Annotated in this window: 12 protein-coding genes and 1 tRNA gene; 3 read left to right on the top strand and 10 right to left on the bottom strand. The window is 70.2% G+C overall.

Features of this window, described 5'->3' with window-relative positions; all coding sequences use genetic code 11:
• Positions 1-3: 3 nt before the first annotated feature.
• Positions 4-1,680 (bottom strand): adenylate/guanylate cyclase domain-containing protein, encoded by a 1,677-nt coding sequence (locus FZ046_RS03390; protein WP_083298207.1) that lies wholly within the window; start codon positions 1,678-1,680, stop codon positions 4-6.
• Between the two features lie 104 nt (positions 1,681-1,784).
• On the opposite strand from FZ046_RS03390, the gene FZ046_RS03385 reads away from it, so the two are divergent.
• Together FZ046_RS03385 and FZ046_RS03380 are read left to right on the top strand one after the other, a co-directional pair.
• Entirely contained in the window at positions 1,785-3,002 is a 1,218-nt protein-coding gene (locus tag FZ046_RS03385) for a DNA polymerase III subunit delta' (protein WP_070353035.1), read from the top strand.
• 56 nt (positions 3,003-3,058) lie between these two features.
• Positions 3,059-3,131: transfer RNA gene (locus FZ046_RS03380), tRNA-Thr, on the top strand.
• Positions 3,132-3,236: 105 nt separating this feature from the next.
• On the opposite strand, the gene FZ046_RS03375 is transcribed toward FZ046_RS03380, so the two are convergent.
• The 4 genes from FZ046_RS03375 to FZ046_RS03360 form a co-directional block, all read right to left on the bottom strand.
• Positions 3,237-3,626: a carboxymuconolactone decarboxylase family protein gene (locus FZ046_RS03375; protein WP_083298206.1), complete on the bottom strand. Its 390-nt coding sequence runs from the start codon at positions 3,624-3,626 to the stop codon at positions 3,237-3,239.
• A gap of 99 nt (positions 3,627-3,725) precedes the next feature.
• Positions 3,726-4,532 carry a hypothetical protein gene (locus FZ046_RS03370; protein WP_125939709.1) on the bottom strand — a complete coding sequence of 269 codons (807 nt, stop codon included), beginning with the start codon at positions 4,530-4,532 and terminating at the stop codon, positions 3,726-3,728.
• Positions 4,529-6,769, bottom strand: coding sequence for a TPR repeat domain-containing protein (locus FZ046_RS03365; RefSeq protein WP_125939708.1), 2,241 nt, complete (start codon positions 6,767-6,769; stop codon positions 4,529-4,531). Before FZ046_RS03365 ends, FZ046_RS03370 begins: the two co-directional genes overlap by 4 nt.
• 67 nt (positions 6,770-6,836) lie before the next feature.
• The gene (locus FZ046_RS03360) at positions 6,837-8,600 is read right to left on the bottom strand and encodes a hypothetical protein (RefSeq protein WP_211372263.1); all 1,764 of its coding nucleotides are present in this window, start codon (positions 8,598-8,600) and stop codon (positions 6,837-6,839) included.
• A gap of 48 nt (positions 8,601-8,648) precedes the next feature.
• On the opposite strand from FZ046_RS03360, the gene FZ046_RS03355 reads away from it, so the two are divergent.
• Positions 8,649-9,587 carry an NAD-dependent epimerase/dehydratase family protein gene (locus tag FZ046_RS03355; RefSeq protein ID WP_070353032.1) on the top strand — a complete coding sequence of 313 codons (939 nt, stop codon included), beginning with the start codon at positions 8,649-8,651 and terminating at the stop codon, positions 9,585-9,587.
• A gap of 11 nt (positions 9,588-9,598) precedes the next feature.
• Here FZ046_RS03355 and FZ046_RS03350 read toward each other — a convergent pair whose 3' ends face one another.
• The 5 genes from FZ046_RS03350 to FZ046_RS03330 are packed head-to-tail and all read right to left on the bottom strand — an operon-like array spanning position 9,599 to position 17,173.
• On the bottom strand, positions 9,599-9,937 hold the full coding sequence (locus tag FZ046_RS03350) for a DUF2304 domain-containing protein (protein WP_070353031.1): 339 nt from the start codon (positions 9,935-9,937) through the stop codon (positions 9,599-9,601).
• Positions 9,934-10,608: a polyprenyl-phospho-N-acetylgalactosaminyl synthase PpgS gene (locus FZ046_RS03345; RefSeq protein ID WP_246182894.1), complete on the bottom strand. Its 675-nt coding sequence runs from the start codon at positions 10,606-10,608 to the stop codon at positions 9,934-9,936. The genes FZ046_RS03350 and FZ046_RS03345 overlap by 4 nt, the downstream gene beginning before the upstream one ends.
• Positions 10,609-10,656: 48 nt before the next feature.
• Positions 10,657-11,910, bottom strand: a complete 1,254-nt coding sequence (locus tag FZ046_RS03340; RefSeq protein WP_070353030.1) for a hypothetical protein — start codon at positions 11,908-11,910, stop codon at positions 10,657-10,659.
• On the bottom strand, positions 11,907-13,241 hold the full coding sequence (locus FZ046_RS03335) for a M1 family metallopeptidase (protein WP_070353029.1): 1,335 nt from the start codon (positions 13,239-13,241) through the stop codon (positions 11,907-11,909). The genes FZ046_RS03340 and FZ046_RS03335 overlap by 4 nt, the downstream gene beginning before the upstream one ends.
• Complete coding sequence (locus tag FZ046_RS03330; protein WP_070353028.1) at positions 13,238-17,173, bottom strand: Pls/PosA family non-ribosomal peptide synthetase; 3,936 nt, start codon at positions 17,171-17,173, stop codon at positions 13,238-13,240. The genes FZ046_RS03335 and FZ046_RS03330 overlap by 4 nt, the downstream gene beginning before the upstream one ends.
• Positions 17,174-17,209 lie beyond the last annotated feature (36 nt).

Below are 17,209 nucleotides of genomic sequence, written 5' to 3'. Positions count from 1 at the left end.
GCGTCAGGTGCGCGGCGAGTACTCGCTGCGCACGTCGGTCGGTACGGACCCGCCGTTGGTGGCAGCCCCGTCGTTGGCGGCTCGCTCGTCGGGCCGCGCCGCCCCGTCGAGGCGGAGGGCTCCGTCGGTGGGGACCGCGTCGGGGGAGAGCAGCCGGACGGGCCGGGCCAGCTGGGTCGGGGCGATGCGCCCGCGCAGCTCGACGATCTCGCCGACGTCCCAGCAGAGCGCCTCGGCGTCCAGCGCACCGCTGACCGCGATGGCCGACGCCAGCACGTGACCCTCTTCGAGCTTGGCCAATTCGGTGAGGCGCGCGGCCTCGTTCACGGGGTCGCCGATCACGGTGTACTCGAAGCGGGCCTGCGCGCCGATGTGGCCGGCGATCGCACGTCCGGCGGAGACGCCGATGCCGAACTCGGTCTGGCCGAGGACCTGGATGAGGTCGTCGTGCAGTTCCCGGGAAGCCGCCAGCGCCGCGCCGCAGGCGTCGGGATGTTCGATGGGTGCGCCGAAGATCGCCAGCGCGGCGTCGCCCTGAAACTTGTTGACGAAGCCGCCGTGCCGGTTCACCGAGTCGACGACGACGCGGAAGAACTCGTTGAGCAGGCTGACCACCTCGGCGGCGGGCCGGGTGGCGGCGAGCTGCGTCGACCCGACGAGGTCGACGAACAGGACGGCGACGTCGCGCTCCTGGCCGCCGAGTTCGGTGCCGCGCTCCAGGGCGCGGCGGGCGACGTCCTCGCCGACGTAGCGGCCGAACAGGTCGCGCAGCCGTTGCCGTTCGGCGAGATCGCGCACCATGTCGTTGAAGCCGGCCTGCAGCAGGCCCAGCTCGCTGGCGTCGTAGATCTGCATGTGGGCGTTGTAGTTGCCACGCTGCACCTCGCCGAGCGCCCAGCGCAGCTGGCGCAGCGGGTCGGCGATCGACATGGCGACCAGCACCGTGCCCGCCAGCCCGATGACCAGTGCGGCGATCGCCAGCAGCAGGATCGGGGTGTTGAGCCGCTCGGCGGGCGCGGTGAGGATCTCGAAGCGGCTGGCGACCAGCGCCAGCACGATCGCGAGGATCGGCACGCCGGTGGAGAGCACCCAGGTGAGGACCTGGCGCAGGATCACGCCCGGCGCGTTGAAGTTGGCCGGTGCGCCACCCCGCAGCGCCGCCACCGCGACGGGCCGCAGCACGCGCTCGGACTGCAGGTAGCCGATGATCGCCGTCGCGGTGGCGCCCAGCGCGGAGGCGACGGCGACGACCGGCGCGGACTGGCTGGCCACCGGCCAGCTGGCGGCGATGAAGACGATCGAGCCGAGACACCAGTTGGAGACGCTGATCACCGAGCGGTACCAGGGCATCCGCAGGGCGCGGACCCGCGCCAGCTCGGTGACGGCGGGGTCGCCGTCGGTCATCAGCGTGTCGCGTCGCTGCCAGCGGATGACCGGGAGCAGCATCCGCAGGGTGAGGTAGGCGCCGACGGTGAACGAGATGAACAGGTAGCCGAGGAACACCGCGAGGTTGAACGCCGGCAGGTCCTGCAGCTGGATGCGGTCCTCCGGCGGTAGGCCGAACCGTAGGAAGCCGAGGACGAACAGGGCGCCGATGATGTCGGCCTGCAGCATGCCGAGGGTGAACACCGGCCAGGGGGTACGCGCGACCCAGTGGACGAATGCGCTGATTCGCCCCATCGGTGTCGCCCGCGTGGTCACCCGACAACCGTAACGGTCGTACCCGACCTGCAGCGACGCTGTTGCTGAGGTTCGTGTCGGCGATCCGGTTAGGGTTGGTGCCGATGAGCGGTGTTTTCTCGCGTTTGGTGGGCCAGGACGCCGTCGAGGCGGAACTGGTGGCCGCCGCCGTCGCCGCGCGCGGTGACGCGGTTCACAGGGCGGACATGCCCACGTCGACGGGCACCATGACGCACGCCTGGCTGATCACTGGGCCGCCCGGATCGGGCCGGTCGATCGCCGCGCTGTGCTTCGCTGCGGCGCTGCAGTGCACGTCGGACGGGGTGCCCGGGTGCGGCGAGTGTCGTGCCTGCACGACGACGATGGCGGGTACGCACGCCGACGTCCGGCGCGTCGTCCCGGAGGGCCTGTCGATCAGCGTGGCCGAGATGCGCGAGATCGTGCAGGTCGCGTCACGGCGGCCGGGTACCGGGCGCTGGCAGGTGGTCGTGGTGGAGGACGCCGACCGGCTGACCGAGGGCGCGGCCAACGCGCTGCTCAAGGTCGTGGAGGAGCCGCCGCCGTCGACGGTCTTCCTGCTGTGCGCGCCGTCGGTGGACCCGGAGGACATCGCGATCACGCTGAAGTCCCGCTGCCGGCACGTCGCGCTGGTGACGCCGCCGCTCGACGCGATCGCCCGGGTGCTGATCGAGCGCGACGGCCTGCCCGAGACCGAGGCCCGGTGGGCGGCGTCGGTGAGCGGTGGGCACGTCGGCCGGGCGCGCCGGCTGGCGACCGACGAGGAGGCGCGTCGGCGCCGTGAGCGGGCGCTGGGACTCGCGCGCGACGCCGCCACCCCGTCGCGCGCGTACGCGGCCGCCGAGGAGCTCGTCGTGACCGCCGAGGCGGAGGCCAAGGCGCTCAACGTCGAACGCAACGAGGTGGAGACCGAGGAGCTGCGTACCGCGCTCGGGGCGGGCGGCACCGGCAAGGGCGCCGCGGGCGCCATCCGCGGTGCGGTCGGCGCGCTGAACGCCCTGGAGAAGCGGCAGAAGTCCCGACAGACCCGAGCGTCGCGCGACGCGCTGGACCGCGCGCTGATCGACCTGGCGACGTACTTCCGCGACGCGCTGGTGGTGTCGGCCGGGGCCGGCGGACTGCAGGCCAACCACCCGGACATGGCGGACAAGGCCGCGGCGATGGCGGCCCACGTCCCACCCGACCGGCTGCTGCGGTGCATCGAGGCGGTGCTCGAGTGCCGCGAGGCCCTGGCGATCAACGTGAAGCCGAAGTTCGCGGTCGACGCGATGGTGGCCACGGTCGGGCAGGCGCTGCGGAGCTGAATTGGGTCCGCGGCAGGTGCTGACGTAGACTCTGCTGCGCCTGCGTGAGCGGGCACGCCGCCTTAGCTCAGTCGGTAGAGCGATTCACTCGTAATGAATAGGTCGGGGGTTCGATTCCCCCAGGCGGCTCTCTTCTTCCTCATCCTGGCGCTTCGAGTGGCCTTGGGGCTTCGAGCGCGTGGGGCTTCGAGCGGGACGCTGGAGTCACCGATGCGGCCTACCGGGACGCTGGCGTCACATTCGACGCTCCTCCGGCTTGGCGAGGGCCTCCTCGGCGACGACGCGAGCGGTGTTGGCGGCGGGGAAGCCGGCGTAGCCGCTGGCGTGATACACCACCTCGGCCAGTTCCTCGTCGGAGAGCCCGTTGGTGCGGGCGATCTGGAAGTGCGCGTGCAGCTCGTCGGTGGCGCGCAGCGCGATGAGGATCCCGAGCGTGACGAGGCTGCGGTCGCGGCGGCTCAGCCCGTCGCGCGCCCACAGCCGGCCGAAGATGCCCTCGATCCCGATGTCCATCAGCTCCGGAGCGAAGCCGTGGCCGAAGTCGACCTCCGCGTCGTCGTCGGGGATCACGCCCGGCAGCAGTTCGCGGAACACGCCCAGGCCATCGGCTCGCAAGTTAGACATGCTTACGAGTCTGGCATTGGATCGTGGTGGGCGTCATCTACGCAAGTGGACGTGGCACGCCTGTGGACTCTTTCCAAGGCGGCGAGATGGAGCGCCTACTCACTTGTTCGACGGGGCCTCGGGCCATCCCGGAGCCGGAGAATTGCCCTCGAAGTTGCCTTCAAGGGGTCGTGGGCCCTGCAAGAGGTTGTTTCGGATAGGAAGGGGGTCCGGCGCCTCGGCGATGCAAGCCTTCTGCACTGCTTCAGCTTCCGGCCATTCCTGGCCCGCCGACTTGGAGTCGAGACGGCCGACAATCTTCCACCCGCCGAAGACATTCGATGCCGGGCTCAGAGCGGCCCCGGCCTGGGGTTGTTCGATCGGTGGGGCATCAGCGGGTGGTTCGAGATCGAGTCGGATGCCCGCAATGCCGCGTGAGTCAAGGGGACCGCCGGTGGCTACGCTCTCGTACTGGCCGTCTCCCTGTTTCTCGCCGAGTCCGTAGGTGAAACTGCACACGACGACGTTCGCCGTGTCCGGTGCTACGGACTCGGATTGGACACGGAACTTGATGTTGCCGCTCAGGGGAGCAGACACCGGTACGTCGGTAGTCGGACGACGGTCAAAGGCAGCGGGATTGGCGACGTCATCCGGTGGCTCGTTCTCGGGCACAGCAGACTCGAACCCGTCGTACGCCTTCGCGAAGGACCCGCTCAACTGGACGAGGTTGTACGACTCGAGGTACGCGCGAACGGCTACGGCGGGGCCTGTCGTGAGATCGATGCCCTCCGCGGCACTCCACTGCACCCGCACGTCGGCCAGGACGCCCGACCAGTGACCGTCTTGCGGCGGCGTAACGTCACTTTCGGCACAAGCGACAAGGCCGATCAGGGCGAAACTCAGGGCGATAGCCCTCGTTGCCTTCACTGGCCGGGTGCTTTCGGCGGTGTGGGGTTCGGATTCGCCACGGTGTCTCCGTACTTGTCCTTCATGGCAATCGTTGGGTCGCCCTGCTCAGTGACGGTGTTCTGCAAGACGTCTGTCAGAACCGCTTCCGCCTTGTTCGGCCCAATGCTGTCGCGCGCAAGATCGCTCAGGTCTCGGATGAGAGGCCTTTCATCGGGGCCAACCTGTTCAAAGTAGTTGGCATTCAGATCGGTTCCATCAGATTGCAACGGCACGTCGGCGGCCAAGAGCGCATTTAGGGCAAAGCGTGCAGACTCTCCCTGGCTGAGGGGAGTAATCGTGTAGTCGACGCTCGTCGGCTCTTTCCCGAGTATTGCATCCTGCATAGTGGCGCCGAACACGTCAACGCCTGGGGACAGAAACTGTCCATAACCCGGAATCACACTGGAACCCGCGGAGATGATTGCTAGCGACCGTTCGTACGCAGCCTTCTGCTGCTCGTACATCTCGCTTGCGTTCCTGCCAAGAGCTTCCGCTGCCTCGTGAGTTCCGACCGCTGTCAGACCTCGAAGAGTTTGCGCATCAAGCATCCTCGCGTCGTTGTTATCGACGGGAATCCCATTCTTTACGTCTTCGGCCCATGCATGACTGGCAGCAATCACCTGAGCGTCCGCCGCGCTGTGAAACTCGTTGAATGAGTCGCCGTCGGTACTAAGAACGGAGAAAACACCCTTGGTGAGTGGTTGGTCGATGGGGTTGTCGACATCAAGATTGTCGAACGCGTCGGTTGTATTGGCGGTCGACAAGCCAGCCATGTCAGGAATATACGGCGTCAGCCCGTGGGCGTATCCGCGAACCAGTTCCGGATTCACTTCGCCAAGCGTCTGTCCGTTCATACCCATCAAGTCATCCTTGTGTGACCCAATGTAGTTTGCGTATTTCTCTGCTGTCTCCGACGCAATCCAAGCCTCCGGTCCCGAACTCTCCTCGTTCGTCCAGCTGAAGAGATGTCCGGCGGACCTGCCGTCGTCAGTCCATTCGGTCGTGTTGACGTCATGAAGGAAGTCGTTGACGTCCACGCCGTTTCGGCCCATCAGGTGGTCGTTGATGATCTGGTGGTCGTCGTCAACGGCTTGGAAGAGACTCTGGGCTGTCTCCTGCATGCCCATCGCCGGCCGAGCATTGTCCTGGGTGTCCATGACGGCGTCGGACGCCACGATCAATTTGCGATCGAGTTCGGTGCCCGTCTGCAACTCGGGATTTCCGTCCTGAACGATTTGGGAGATCGCCTGCAGGTCATCGCCGTACTTCAGCTTCTCGAACTGCTGCGAGATCGGCACGGTCGAGCCTGCATCGTTCAATGCCTTCTGCACACTGTCCGGCAGCATCGCCGCCGACCCGGGCTTGCCGTCCGACCCGGAGAACTTCACGTCGTCATTGCTCATCAGCTGCCAGGAATCGGCGATCACGTTCTTGTGGTCACCGAGACGCTGCTCCGCGGTGGTCAACTCGTCGACGCTCATGCCCTTCTGCTGTGACTGCATCTGGGACAGGTAGGCATCCTGCTGGGGCGATAGATCCTGGCCGGGCTTGATCGACGAGAGCGTTTCCTCGACGCGACCGGCCGCGCCCTGGTCGCCCGCGAGGGCATCCTCGACGTCGCGACGGGCCTGCTCCTCCGGAGGGAGGGCATGCATTTCCGGGGGCTTCTCCTCGTCCTCCTTCAACGGGTCCGCGTCGCCCTTGTCCTCCTTGGCGAACCGCATGTCCTGCTTCAGCTCGTCGTAGCCGGCCTGGATGGTGGTGATGTTCCCCTTCACCGTCTGCATCTCGCCGTGCGTGCCGGTCATGATCTCGGTGAGCCGGGCGAGGCCCTGCTTGGCGATCTGCATCTGGACGGTGCGGCCGGCCTGGTCGTTGGTGGTGCTGGCAGCGGCGCTGGTCACCCAGGTCCTCAACTCGTCGAGCTGGGTGCGGCCGTTGCTCACCAGCGCCGCGGCGTTGTTCACCTGCGCGGCGAGCTTCTGGTCCAGCTCGCCGATCCTGCCGATGACTTGCTGGTGCTGCGCGTTGGCGGTGCCGTACGCCTCGGAGGCCTTGCCCGACCACCGACCCTCGGGCTTGGCCGCGTCCATGTCGGACTTCAGCTGGTTCAGGGTGCTGCTGGCATCGAAGCGCTCACCGCTCGCCGGCGGTCCCTCGCCGTACGTCTGCCGAGCCTGCGACCACGTCGAGTAGAACCCGTCGAGCGCGCCCACCGAAACCCCCACACGTTTCCACGCACGGCCTCGTCACCGTTGCACGTCGATTATCCCCGACGCAGTACTACCTCGGGGCCACGAATCCGACGGGTCCCGACGCCACGCACACCGACAGCGCCGACGTGTTCGCCCGCACGGTGAGCGCGTCCCCCGCCCCGGGCAGCCGCACGAACACCCGGTTGAGCCCGGGCCGCACCGGCACCTTCACCTCGTCGCCCTCCGACAGGCCCACCATGATCGACCCGTCGCTGTTCGCCAGATAGTTCACCTCGGCGGTCCAGTCCGCGGGCAGCAGCGGCCCGTCGAGCGGGATGCGCACCGGCGCGTCGGGCTGCACGAGGTAGCCGCAGTTCGGCAGCGGCCCCTGCCGCATCGACCGCACCCACGTCACCTTCGCATCGAGCAGTCGCCCCGACATGTCCAGCATCCGCAGATCGGATGTGCTCGACGCGAACTCCGGCCGCCCGCGCGTCAGCGCGAACACGTGACTGGCCAGGTTCTCCGGCCATTGAATCCGCTGCAGGATCAGCGGGTCGACCTCCTGGTCGAGCATCGGCGCGTCCGACTGCGCAGCGGCCCGCGCCAGCGACGCCTCACCGGTCCGCAGGTACGCCTCGGTCGGGTTGTCCTGCCAGATCGCGTCGAACGTGGCCGTCGAGTAGAGACTGCTCGCCACGAACAGCGTCGCCCCGCCCCCGACCACGGCGGCCCGCGCCCGCGACCGGTCCAGCCATGCCGACTCCCGGTTCGGTGCGCACAGACCCACGGCGGCCAGCAGCGCCAGCACCACCACCAGGTCGGGTAGGTAGCGCAGCGCCTGCGCGAGTTCCAGGGCGGTGAACTGCGACGACCGCATCAGGTAGATCGGCACCTGGCACGCGGCGACGTAGCCGACGGCGACGGCCCAGACCGCGCCGATCCGCCGCTTGCGCGCCACGCTGACCGCCACCACCGCGGCCAGCGCCAACCAACCCAGCACCATCACCGTCACCGGCGGCGTCGCCCACGGCGAGGCCGGCGCCCACCGCTGCCACTCCCACGGCCCGCCCGCCAGGCCCGGAACGATGCCGTGCGTCACCGAGCGCACCAGCAGGTCCCACGTCATCCCCGGGTCGAAGCTCCACCGCTGCTGGTCGACCACCAACAGGTAGACGCCCACCCACCCGACGGTCACCGCGAGGCAGCCCAGCCAGAGCCGCTGCCCCCGCCGCCACGTCGTCACCAGCGCCGCACGGTCCCCGCCGACGTAGGCGAGGAGCGCCGCGATCGCGAACGCCGCGAACGGGATGACGGCGGCCTTCTCGAAGAACAGCAGACCGCCGACGTACGCCAGCACGCCGGTCACCGCGTAGCGCTGATTGCCGGTGCGCGACAACAGGATCACATCGGCGCACACCCACGCGAGCGCCGCCGTCATCGGCAGCGCATTGAGCGCCGCCGCCCACCACGCGAACGCCGGCAGGCCGAGCGGGGTGAACAGCGCGAAGGTCAGCGGCACCAGCAGCACCGGCCGCCAGCCGAGAAGCACCCGCAGCGCACGCAGCAACGCCAGCGACGCCACCAGCTGCAGCAGCACCAGGCTCACCGCCGGGCCCAGCCAGTTCAGCGGCGCCAACCGCGTGATGCCGCCCGCCACCAGGAACGCCGCGGGCATGACGTGGCCGTCGTGATCGTCGAACAGGTAGGACGGCGAGAGCAGGCCCTGCGTCCCGGCCCGACCGGTGAGGATGAGGTCGTCCCAGTAGAAGTAGCCGTGGAACGCGATGACGGCCCGCACCACCAGCTGCAGCGCGATCAGCGCGACGGCGGCGTTGCGGACCCAGGTCACGTTCGCCGACTGTACGTAACGGCCAGCAGCCCTCGGTATGGTGACCCAATGCGCACACTCGTGACAGGAGCAGCGGGTTTCATCGGATCGACGCTGGTAGATCGGCTCCTGGCCGACGGGCACAGCGTCGTCGGGGTCGACGACCTCAGCTCGGGACGCAGCACCAACATCACCTCGGCCGAGCAGAGTGACGCCTTCGAGTTCGCCAAGGCCGACATCGTCGACGCCGACCTCGTGGCGCTGCTCGCCGACGTGCGCCCCGAGGTGGTGTTCCACCTCGCCGCGCAGATCTCGGTCAAGCTCTCCGTCGACGACCCGGCGTTCGACTCGTCGGTCAACGTCGTCGGCACCGTGCGCCTCGCCGAAGCCGCCCGCAAGGCCGGCGTGCGCAAGGTGGTGCACACCTCCTCCGGCGGCTCCATCTACGGCAAGAACCCGCCCGGCTACCCGACGTCGGAGGAAATGCCCGTCGACCCGTCCTCGCCGTACGCCGCCAGCAAGGTCTGCGGCGAGGTGTACCTCGAGATGTTCCGCAACCTCTACGGTCTCGACTGCAGCCACATCGCCCCGGCCAACGTGTACGGCCCGCGGCAGGACCCGCACGGCGAGGCCGGCGTCGTCGCGATCTTCGCCCAGGCGCTGCTGGCCGGCAGGCCGACCAAGATCTTCGGCGACGGCACCGACACCCGCGACTACGTCTTCGTCGACGACGTCGTCGACGCCTTCGTCCGTGCCGGCGGCGAGGCCGGCAGTGGGCAGCGCTTCAACGTCGGCACCGGCGTGGAGACCTCGACGCGCGAGATGCACACCGCCATCGCCGCGGCCGCGGGCACGCCCGACGAACCCGAGATGCACCCGCCGCGCCTCGGCGACCTCAAGCGTTCGCAGCTCGACATCTCCCGCGCCCGCGACGTGCTCGGCTGGACGCCGAAGGTGGAGCTGGCCGAGGGCGTCGCCCGCACGGTCGACTTCTTCCGGACGGCCTAGTTGCGGTACGCCTAGTCCTCGGGGGTGCGCGCGCTCTCCAGCGCGACGGCGCGCGCCAGTTGGGCGTACTTGAGTTCCAGGTCCTTGAACCGCATGTAGGTGCTGATGGTGGTGAACAGGAACGCGATGATCAGGGCGTAGCCCAGCAGGTCCGAACCACGGTCGACGCCGAGCCAATTGGCGAGGACCGTCGTGTCGTCGGGCCGCACGATCGCGTACACCGCGGCGATGACGAACAGGACGTAGCCGACCTTGACCCACGCCCGTGCCTGCGCGCTGCGCCGCGACCGCAGCAGGTACATCAGCAGCGTGACGATGGCGACGATCAGCAGTACCTGGATCCAGTTCACCGCCGCATCCTCCTGCGCATGAGTCCGTCGAAGACGATGTTGACGCCGTTGACGAGCGGCTGACCCTTCGACATCGAGTAGTCGGTGTAGAGGATCTCCACCGGCTCCTCGGCGACGCGCCAGCCGTTCTCGACGATCACCGCGATGAACTCGCTGGCGTGGCTCATGCCGTTCATCGTGAGGTTCAGCCCGTCGGCGACGGTGCGGTTGAACACCCGCAACCCGTTGTGCGCGTCGGTGAGTCGCAACCGGCGGCTGGCCGGGCTGAGCTTCGCGATGAGCGGGAACAACAGCCGCCGCAGCGGTGGCATCCGCTGGGACACCTGCCCGCCGAACCGCGTGCCGACGACGATGTCGAGGTCCTCGGTGGTCAGCCGGTCGATCATCCGGACGACGTCCTTGACGCGGTGCTGACCGTCGGCGTCGAACGTCGCGAACACCGCCGCCCCCGGCCTGCTGCGCGCGTACTCGACGCCGGTCTGGATCGCCGCGCCCTGGCCGAGGTTCACCGGGTGCCGCACGACGTGCGCGCCGGCGGCGAGTGCCCGGTCGCCGGTGTCGTCGGGGCTGCCGTCGTCGACGCACACGACGTTGGGGAACACCGCGCGGATGTCGGCGACCACGTCGGCGATCACGGTCGCCTCGGTGTACGCCGGCACGACGATCCACACGTCGCGATAGGGGCTCTCTGGGATGGTGATGCCGAACAAATTACACGGTCAGCCTCGTGACGCCCTGCGTAGCGCGAGCAGGTGCACGACGATGCCGACGACCGGTCCGCAGAGCAGCGCGACGATGGTCCTCGTCTCCAGCGGCAGCGGCAGGAGCAGCAGGAGCGCCGACGCCAGCGTCGCGCCGATCCACCCGGCCGCATACGCACGGTGCAGCGCCGCGGCCACCGCCGCGGCGCCGGTCAGCGTCAGCAGCGCGATCGCGATGGCCGCCGTGGTGAACCATGCGAGCAGCCCGCCACCGGCCACGTACTGCGGCCCGAACGCCACCCGCAGCAGCCACGGTCCGGCCAGCCCCGCAACCGCCACCGCCAGCCCACCGAGGCCGAGCACGACGAGCGTCGGCGCGATCAGCGCCCGCAGTCGCGATGCCCGCTTGTCGACGAAGTGCGCGATGAGATTTCCCTGCATGGCGGTCAGCGGGACGAGCAGCGGAGCGCGGGTCAGCGTCACCGCGAGGATCACGACGCCGCCGGCCGCGCCGAGGTCGGCGGACGTGGCCTTCAGCAGGACGGGGAAGCCCATGACGAGGATCGCGCTGGCGCCGGCCGCCGCGATCGAGTGCGACGCGCCGCGCAGGAACGTGCCCACCGTGCCGGGCGTCCACAGCCGGGCGGCCTCCCGGGTGGCGGGTGAGGCGAGCAGCAGCAGCAGCCACGCGACCGACCCGGCCACCGTCGCCCACAGGTAGCCGACCAGACCCCAGCCGACCAGGAACGTCGCCGACGCCACCGCAACGCGGCCGATGGCGTCGCCGACGATCAGCGTGCCGTACTGCCCCCACCGGTTCACCCCGGCCAGCACGCCGAGCAGCGTCGCGTGCAGGCAGAACCCGGCGATGCCCGCCGCGAGCAGTCCGACGCTGAGCCACCGGGCCTCGGCGAAGACGTGGCCCGACCACAGCGGTGCGGTGCCGGCAACGGCCGCGGCGGCGACGACGCTGACCAGGACCGCCGCCCGGACCGGCCGGGTGCGCGGTCCCGCCACGACGCCGACCACCTGGGCCTCGCGCACCTCGCGGGTGGACTCCTGCAGCAGCCCGTTGGCCGCGCCGGCCAGCAGCCCGAACGCACCCCAGAACACGGCGAACACCGAGAACCCGGCCGGTTCGAGGTTGCGGGCGGCGAGGTAGAGCACGGCGTAACCGCACAGCGCGCTGATGATCGTCGCCGAGCCGACCGTGGCGACGCTGCGCCGCGTGGTCGGGCCCTGCGTCGCCACCGCGGAGGCGCCGTCGGTCACGACGCGGCAGGCAGGTCGGGCAGCGGCTCGGCGTAGAGCCACGCGCGCCACAGCGGCCGCAGCGACGCGTCGGCGTACTGCGCGGCCAGGCCGGTGAAGTCGTCGGTGACCGCGGTGGCGTGCCGGTGGCGCTCGGTCCACGCCCGCAGGAGCGCGAAGAAGTTGCGGTCGCCGATCGTCAGCCGCAACGCGTGCAGTGCCACGGCACCGCGCTTGTAGACGCGGTCGTCGAACATGTCCTTGGGGCCCGGATCGGACAGCAGCAGGTTCTGCGGCGACGATGCGAGCCGGTGGTGATAGTGCCGCGCCCACTCGTCGGCGCTGCGCCCGCCGGACTCCTCCGACCACAGCCACTCGGCGTAGCAGGCGAAGCCCTCGTGCAGCCAGATGTCGCGCCAGCGCCGCGCGGTCACCGAGTTGCCGAACCACTGATGGGCGAGTTCGTGGGCGATCAGCCGCTCCGAACGTCGGCTGCCGTCACAATGATTCGCGCCGAAGATGGAGATGCCCTGCGCCTCCAGCGGGATCTCGAGGTCGTCGTCGGTCACGACCACGGTGTAGCCGTTCGCCAGGGGATAGGGGCCGAACAGCTTGACGAACAGCTTCATCATCTGCGGCTGCCTGCCGAAGTCGTGGTCGAAGTCGTGCCGCAGGCGGTCGGGCAGCACCGCGTTCATCAACACCGGCGACTTGGCCAGCCGGTGGGTGCCGTACATCCCGATCTGCAACGTGACGAGGTAGGTCGAGGTGGGCTCGACCTGCTCGTAGGTCCAGGTCGTCATCGACGCGCGGGTGCGTCGAGTGGTCAACGCGCCGTTGGCGATCGCGTAGTACGGACTGTCGGTGGCGATCGCGATGCGGTAGCTCGCCTTGCTGCTCGGGTGGTCGTCGCACGGGAACCACGACGCCGCCCCGTTGGGCTGCCCGGCGACCAGCGCCCCGTTGGTGAGTTCCTCGAAACCGACGCTGCCCCACAGCGATCGGATGGGTCGCGGGTTGCCGGCGTAGCGCACGACGACGGTCAGCGCCGCGCCCGCCGGCAGCGCGGAGGCCAACGCAACGTGCAGCTTGTCGTGCGACGTCCGGAACGACTCGGGACGCTTGCCGTTGACCGTCACCTTCGACACCGACAGGGCGTGCGAGAGGTCGAGGGTGAAGGTCCGCAGCGACGCCAGCGTGGTGGCCGTGATGGCCGCCGTGCCGGTGAGCCGGTTGGAGCTGACCTTGTATTCGAGGTCCAGCTCGTAGCGCGATACCCGGTAGCCGAAGTTGCCGTTCTTCGGCAGGTACGGATCGATGACCGGCGGCGTGCGCTTCTTGGATCGGGTCACGCGGCGGACTTCTTCGGTTTCTCCACCCGCGCCCGCTTCTTGCGCTTGGCGCCCCAGGGCGCGATCGGGTTGCCCTGCCAGCGCGTCGACGCCGGGACCTCGTCGCCCCGCATGACGAGCGACGCCGGTCCGACCGTGGCCCCAGCGCCGAGCCGGGCGGCGGGCAGCGCCACGCAGTGCGGTCCCAGTGTGGCGCCGTCCTCGAGGACCACGGTGTCCATCCGCATGATCCGGTCGTGGAACAGGTGTGTCTGCACCACGCAGCCGCGGTTGACGGTGGCGCCGTCGCCGAGCGTGACGAGGTCTGCTTCGGGTAGCCAGTACGTCTCGCACCAGACGCCGCGCCCGATCGACGCGCCCAGCCCGCGCAGCCAGACGTTCATCACCGGCGTGCCGCTCGCGGCGCGCGCGAACCACGGCGCCGCCACGGTCTCGACGAAGGTGTCCGACACCTCGTTGCGCCACACGAACGACGACCACAGCGGGTGCTCGACGGCGTCGATGCGGCCGATCACCGCCCACTTCGCCACCACCGCGATGGCGCCGGCGAGCGCACCGGCGAGCAGCAGCACCACCCCGGACCCGAGAGCGGCTGCTGCATAGGAGAACTCGGCCAGCCACTGCAACGTCGCGAGGACGCCGACCCCGATCGCGAACGTCACCATCAACGGGACGACGCGGCCCGTCTCGACCAGGCCCCGCAGCACCTTCAGGCGCGTAGAGGGCGCAAAGGTGCGCAGCGCGTCCGCGGCCGTGGGCTGCCTGCGCAGCCGGATCGGCGGGCTGCCCAGCCACGACGAGCCGGCCTTGGCCTTGTGCGGCGTCGCGCTGAGCACCGCGACCAGGCCGTCGTCGGGCACCCGCCGGCCGGGCTGCGTGATGCCGGAGTTGCCGAGGAACGCCCGCTTGCCGACGGTCGCCTTCGCCACGTGGATCCAGCCGCCACCCAGTTCGTAGGACGCGACCATGGTGTCGTCGGCCAGGAACGCGCCGTCGGCCACCTCGGTGAACTTCGGCGTGAGCAGCGCGGTGGAGATCTCGGTGTCCCTGCCCACCTTCGCGCCCAGCAGCCGCAGCCACCACGGTGTCAGCAGGCTCGCGTAGATGGGGAACAGGTAGTTGCGGGCGGCGTCCATCAGCCGCTCGGTGGCCCACAGCTGCCAGCCGACCCGGCTGCGCACCGGGTGGTAGCCCTCGCGCAGGCCGATCGAGAGTAGGCGCACTCCCGCGACGGTCACCGCGGCGTAGACGACGACGGCGGCCAGCGTCGCGACCGGCGTCCACAGGATCCCCGGGAGGATCGCGTCGGCGAGCGTCGCGGTGTCCTGCACGGCCCAGCCGATGACCGCCAGCCCGGCGGCGATCGCGGCCAGCGGAACGCCACCCAGCAGCACCGACGTCAGCCCGTACATCGCGATCCACACCGGCGCGCGCGGCGGCCGCTCGTCGGGCCAGGGGTGGCGTGCCTTGCCGGACTTGCCCGCCGGCGACCCCTTCCAGTACTGCCCGGCCTTGACCTTGCCCACCACGCCGGCCCCGGCCGCGACGTCGGCGTTCTTGCCGACCACGGCACCTGGCAGCAGCGTGGTGCGCGCGCCGATGGTGGCGTCGTTGCCGACCTCGATGCGGCCGACGTGGAAGAGGTCGCCGTCGATCCAGTGCCCGGTCAGATCCACCTCCGGCTCGATCGAACACCGGTGACCGAGGGTGAGCATTCCGGTGACGGGCGGTGCCGAGTGCAGGTCGACGCCCTTGCCGACCCTGTTTCCCAGGGCGCGCGCGTAGTAAACGAGCCACGGTGCGCCCGCCTGGTTCTCCGCGCCGCTGGCCTCGGCGAGCCGCTCGGCCAGCCACACCCGCAGGTGCACCGACCCGCCGCGGCGGTACGTGCCCGGCTCCAACGCGCCGATCAGCATGCGGGCGCCCAGCACGGCGATGCCCATCCGGCCGATCGGCGTGACGAAGAGCAGGAAGCCGGCCAGCACCCACCACCAGCCGATGGGGCGGGCCCATGCGACCAGGTCGAGACTCGCGGCAACGTCGTTGAGCAACGCCAGCCACACCACCCACTGCATGCCCGCGAGCGTCGCCAGCGGCAGTGACAGCGCCACCTGGACCAGCTGCGTCAACCGCGGGACCGGCGCCACCGTGCGGGGCTCCACCACGGGCGGCGGGTCGAGTTCGTCGAGGTAGCCCGCCAGCGAGCCGAGCCGGGGGTGGTCGTACAGGTCGGCGACGGTGACCTGCGGATAGCGGGTGCGCAGTGCGGCGACCAGTTGCGCCGCGGACAGCGAGCCGCCGCCGACGGCGAAGAAATCGGCCTCCGGTCCGTCGATCGGCGCGGCCAGCACGTCGCGCCACAGCTGGGCGAGCCACCCCATCGTGCCGCCGAGGTCGGGCTCGTCGTCGCCGCCGGCGCCGTCGACCGGCCACGGCAGCGCGTTGCGGTCCACCTTGCCCGACGTGCGGGTCGGCAGTTCGTCGACGAGGACGAGCCGCGGCACCAGCGCCGCCGGCAGCGATTCGGCGAGCGCGGCGCGGGCGGCGCCGAGGTCGAACGCCGGATCGGCGCTCGCCACGTACCCCACCAGCAGGGGGGTGCCGCTCGCGGTGCGGCGCACGGCGGCGGCGGCGCCGCTGACTCCCGGCAGGTTGACCAGCGCCGCGTCGACCTCGCCGAGTTCGATGCGGCGACCGCCGACCTTGACCTGATCGTCGGCGCGGCCCTGGAAGTAGAGGCCGTCCGCCTCCAGCCGGACCAGGTCGCCGCTGCGGTAGGCCCGCGCCCAGCCCAGGGTGGACATCGGCGCGTACTTCTCGGCGTCCTTCTCCGGGTCCAGGTAGCGGGCCAGCCCGACGCCGCCGATCACGAGTTCGCCGACCTCGCCGAGGGCCACCGGCAGCCCGTCGCGGTCGACCACCGCGAGGTCCCAGCCGGGCAGCGGCAGGCCGATGCTGACCGGCGCGTTGCCGCGCAGCGGTGCGAGGCACGCGACCACGGTCGCCTCGGTGGGGCCGTAGGTGTTCCACACCTCGCGCCCGTCGACCGCCAGCCGTTCGGCCAGCTCCGGCGGGCAGGCCTCGCCGCCGAAGATCAGCAGCCGCACCGCCTCCAGCGCCTCGGCCGGCCACAGTGCGGCGAGCGTTGGCACCGTCGAGACGACGGTGATGTCCCGGGACACCAACCAGGGCCCGAGGTCCATGCCGCTGCGCACCAACGACCGCGGCGCGGGCACCAGGCAGGCGCCGTGCCGCCAGGCCAGCCACATCTCCTCGCAGGAGGCGTCGAAGGCGACCGACAACCCGGCCAGCACGCGGTCGTTGGGGCCCAGCGGGTTGCCGCGAAGGAAGATCTGGGCCTCGGCGTCGACGAACGCCGCTGCGTTGCGGTGCGTGACGGCGACGCCCTTCGGCGTGCCGGTCGAGCCGGAGGTGAAGATGATCCACGCGTCGTCGCGCAGCATCGGCGGCCCGGCGCGCCAGCCCCTCGACGAGCCGTGCCCGCGGACCAGGCCCTGCTCGGTGATCACGCCGACCACGCCCGCCTCTCCGAACACCAGCGCCGCCCGCTCGTCGGGGTCGTCGGCGTCCACCGGCACGTAGGCGGCGCCGGCCGCCAGCGCCGACAGGATCGCCACGTACAGCGCATAGCTGCCCGACGGCATCCGGATGCCGATCCGGTCACCGCGTCCGATGCCACGGGCCGCGAGCCACGCGACGCTCTCCTCGACGTCGGCGATCAGCTCCGCGTAGGTCAGCTGCACCTCGCCGTCGTCGATCGCCGGGGAGTCGGGATGGCGCCGGGCGGTGTCGTAGAGGACGTCGATCAGGGTGCGCGGCGGTGGTGCGGACTCCGACAGCAGGTACTGCGGCGGGATGCCGGGAACGTGGTGCTCGGCGCTCGGCTGCTCGGCGCCCTGGTCCGCTGTCACGGGGTACAAACTACTGATCTCCGACCGGCGTCCCCG

This window comes from Mycolicibacterium grossiae, assembly GCF_008329645.1.
In the GTDB taxonomy this organism is placed as follows: Bacteria; Actinomycetota; Actinomycetes; order Mycobacteriales; family Mycobacteriaceae; genus Mycobacterium; species Mycobacterium grossiae.
This window is presented reverse-complemented; position numbering and strand designations above follow the sequence as displayed.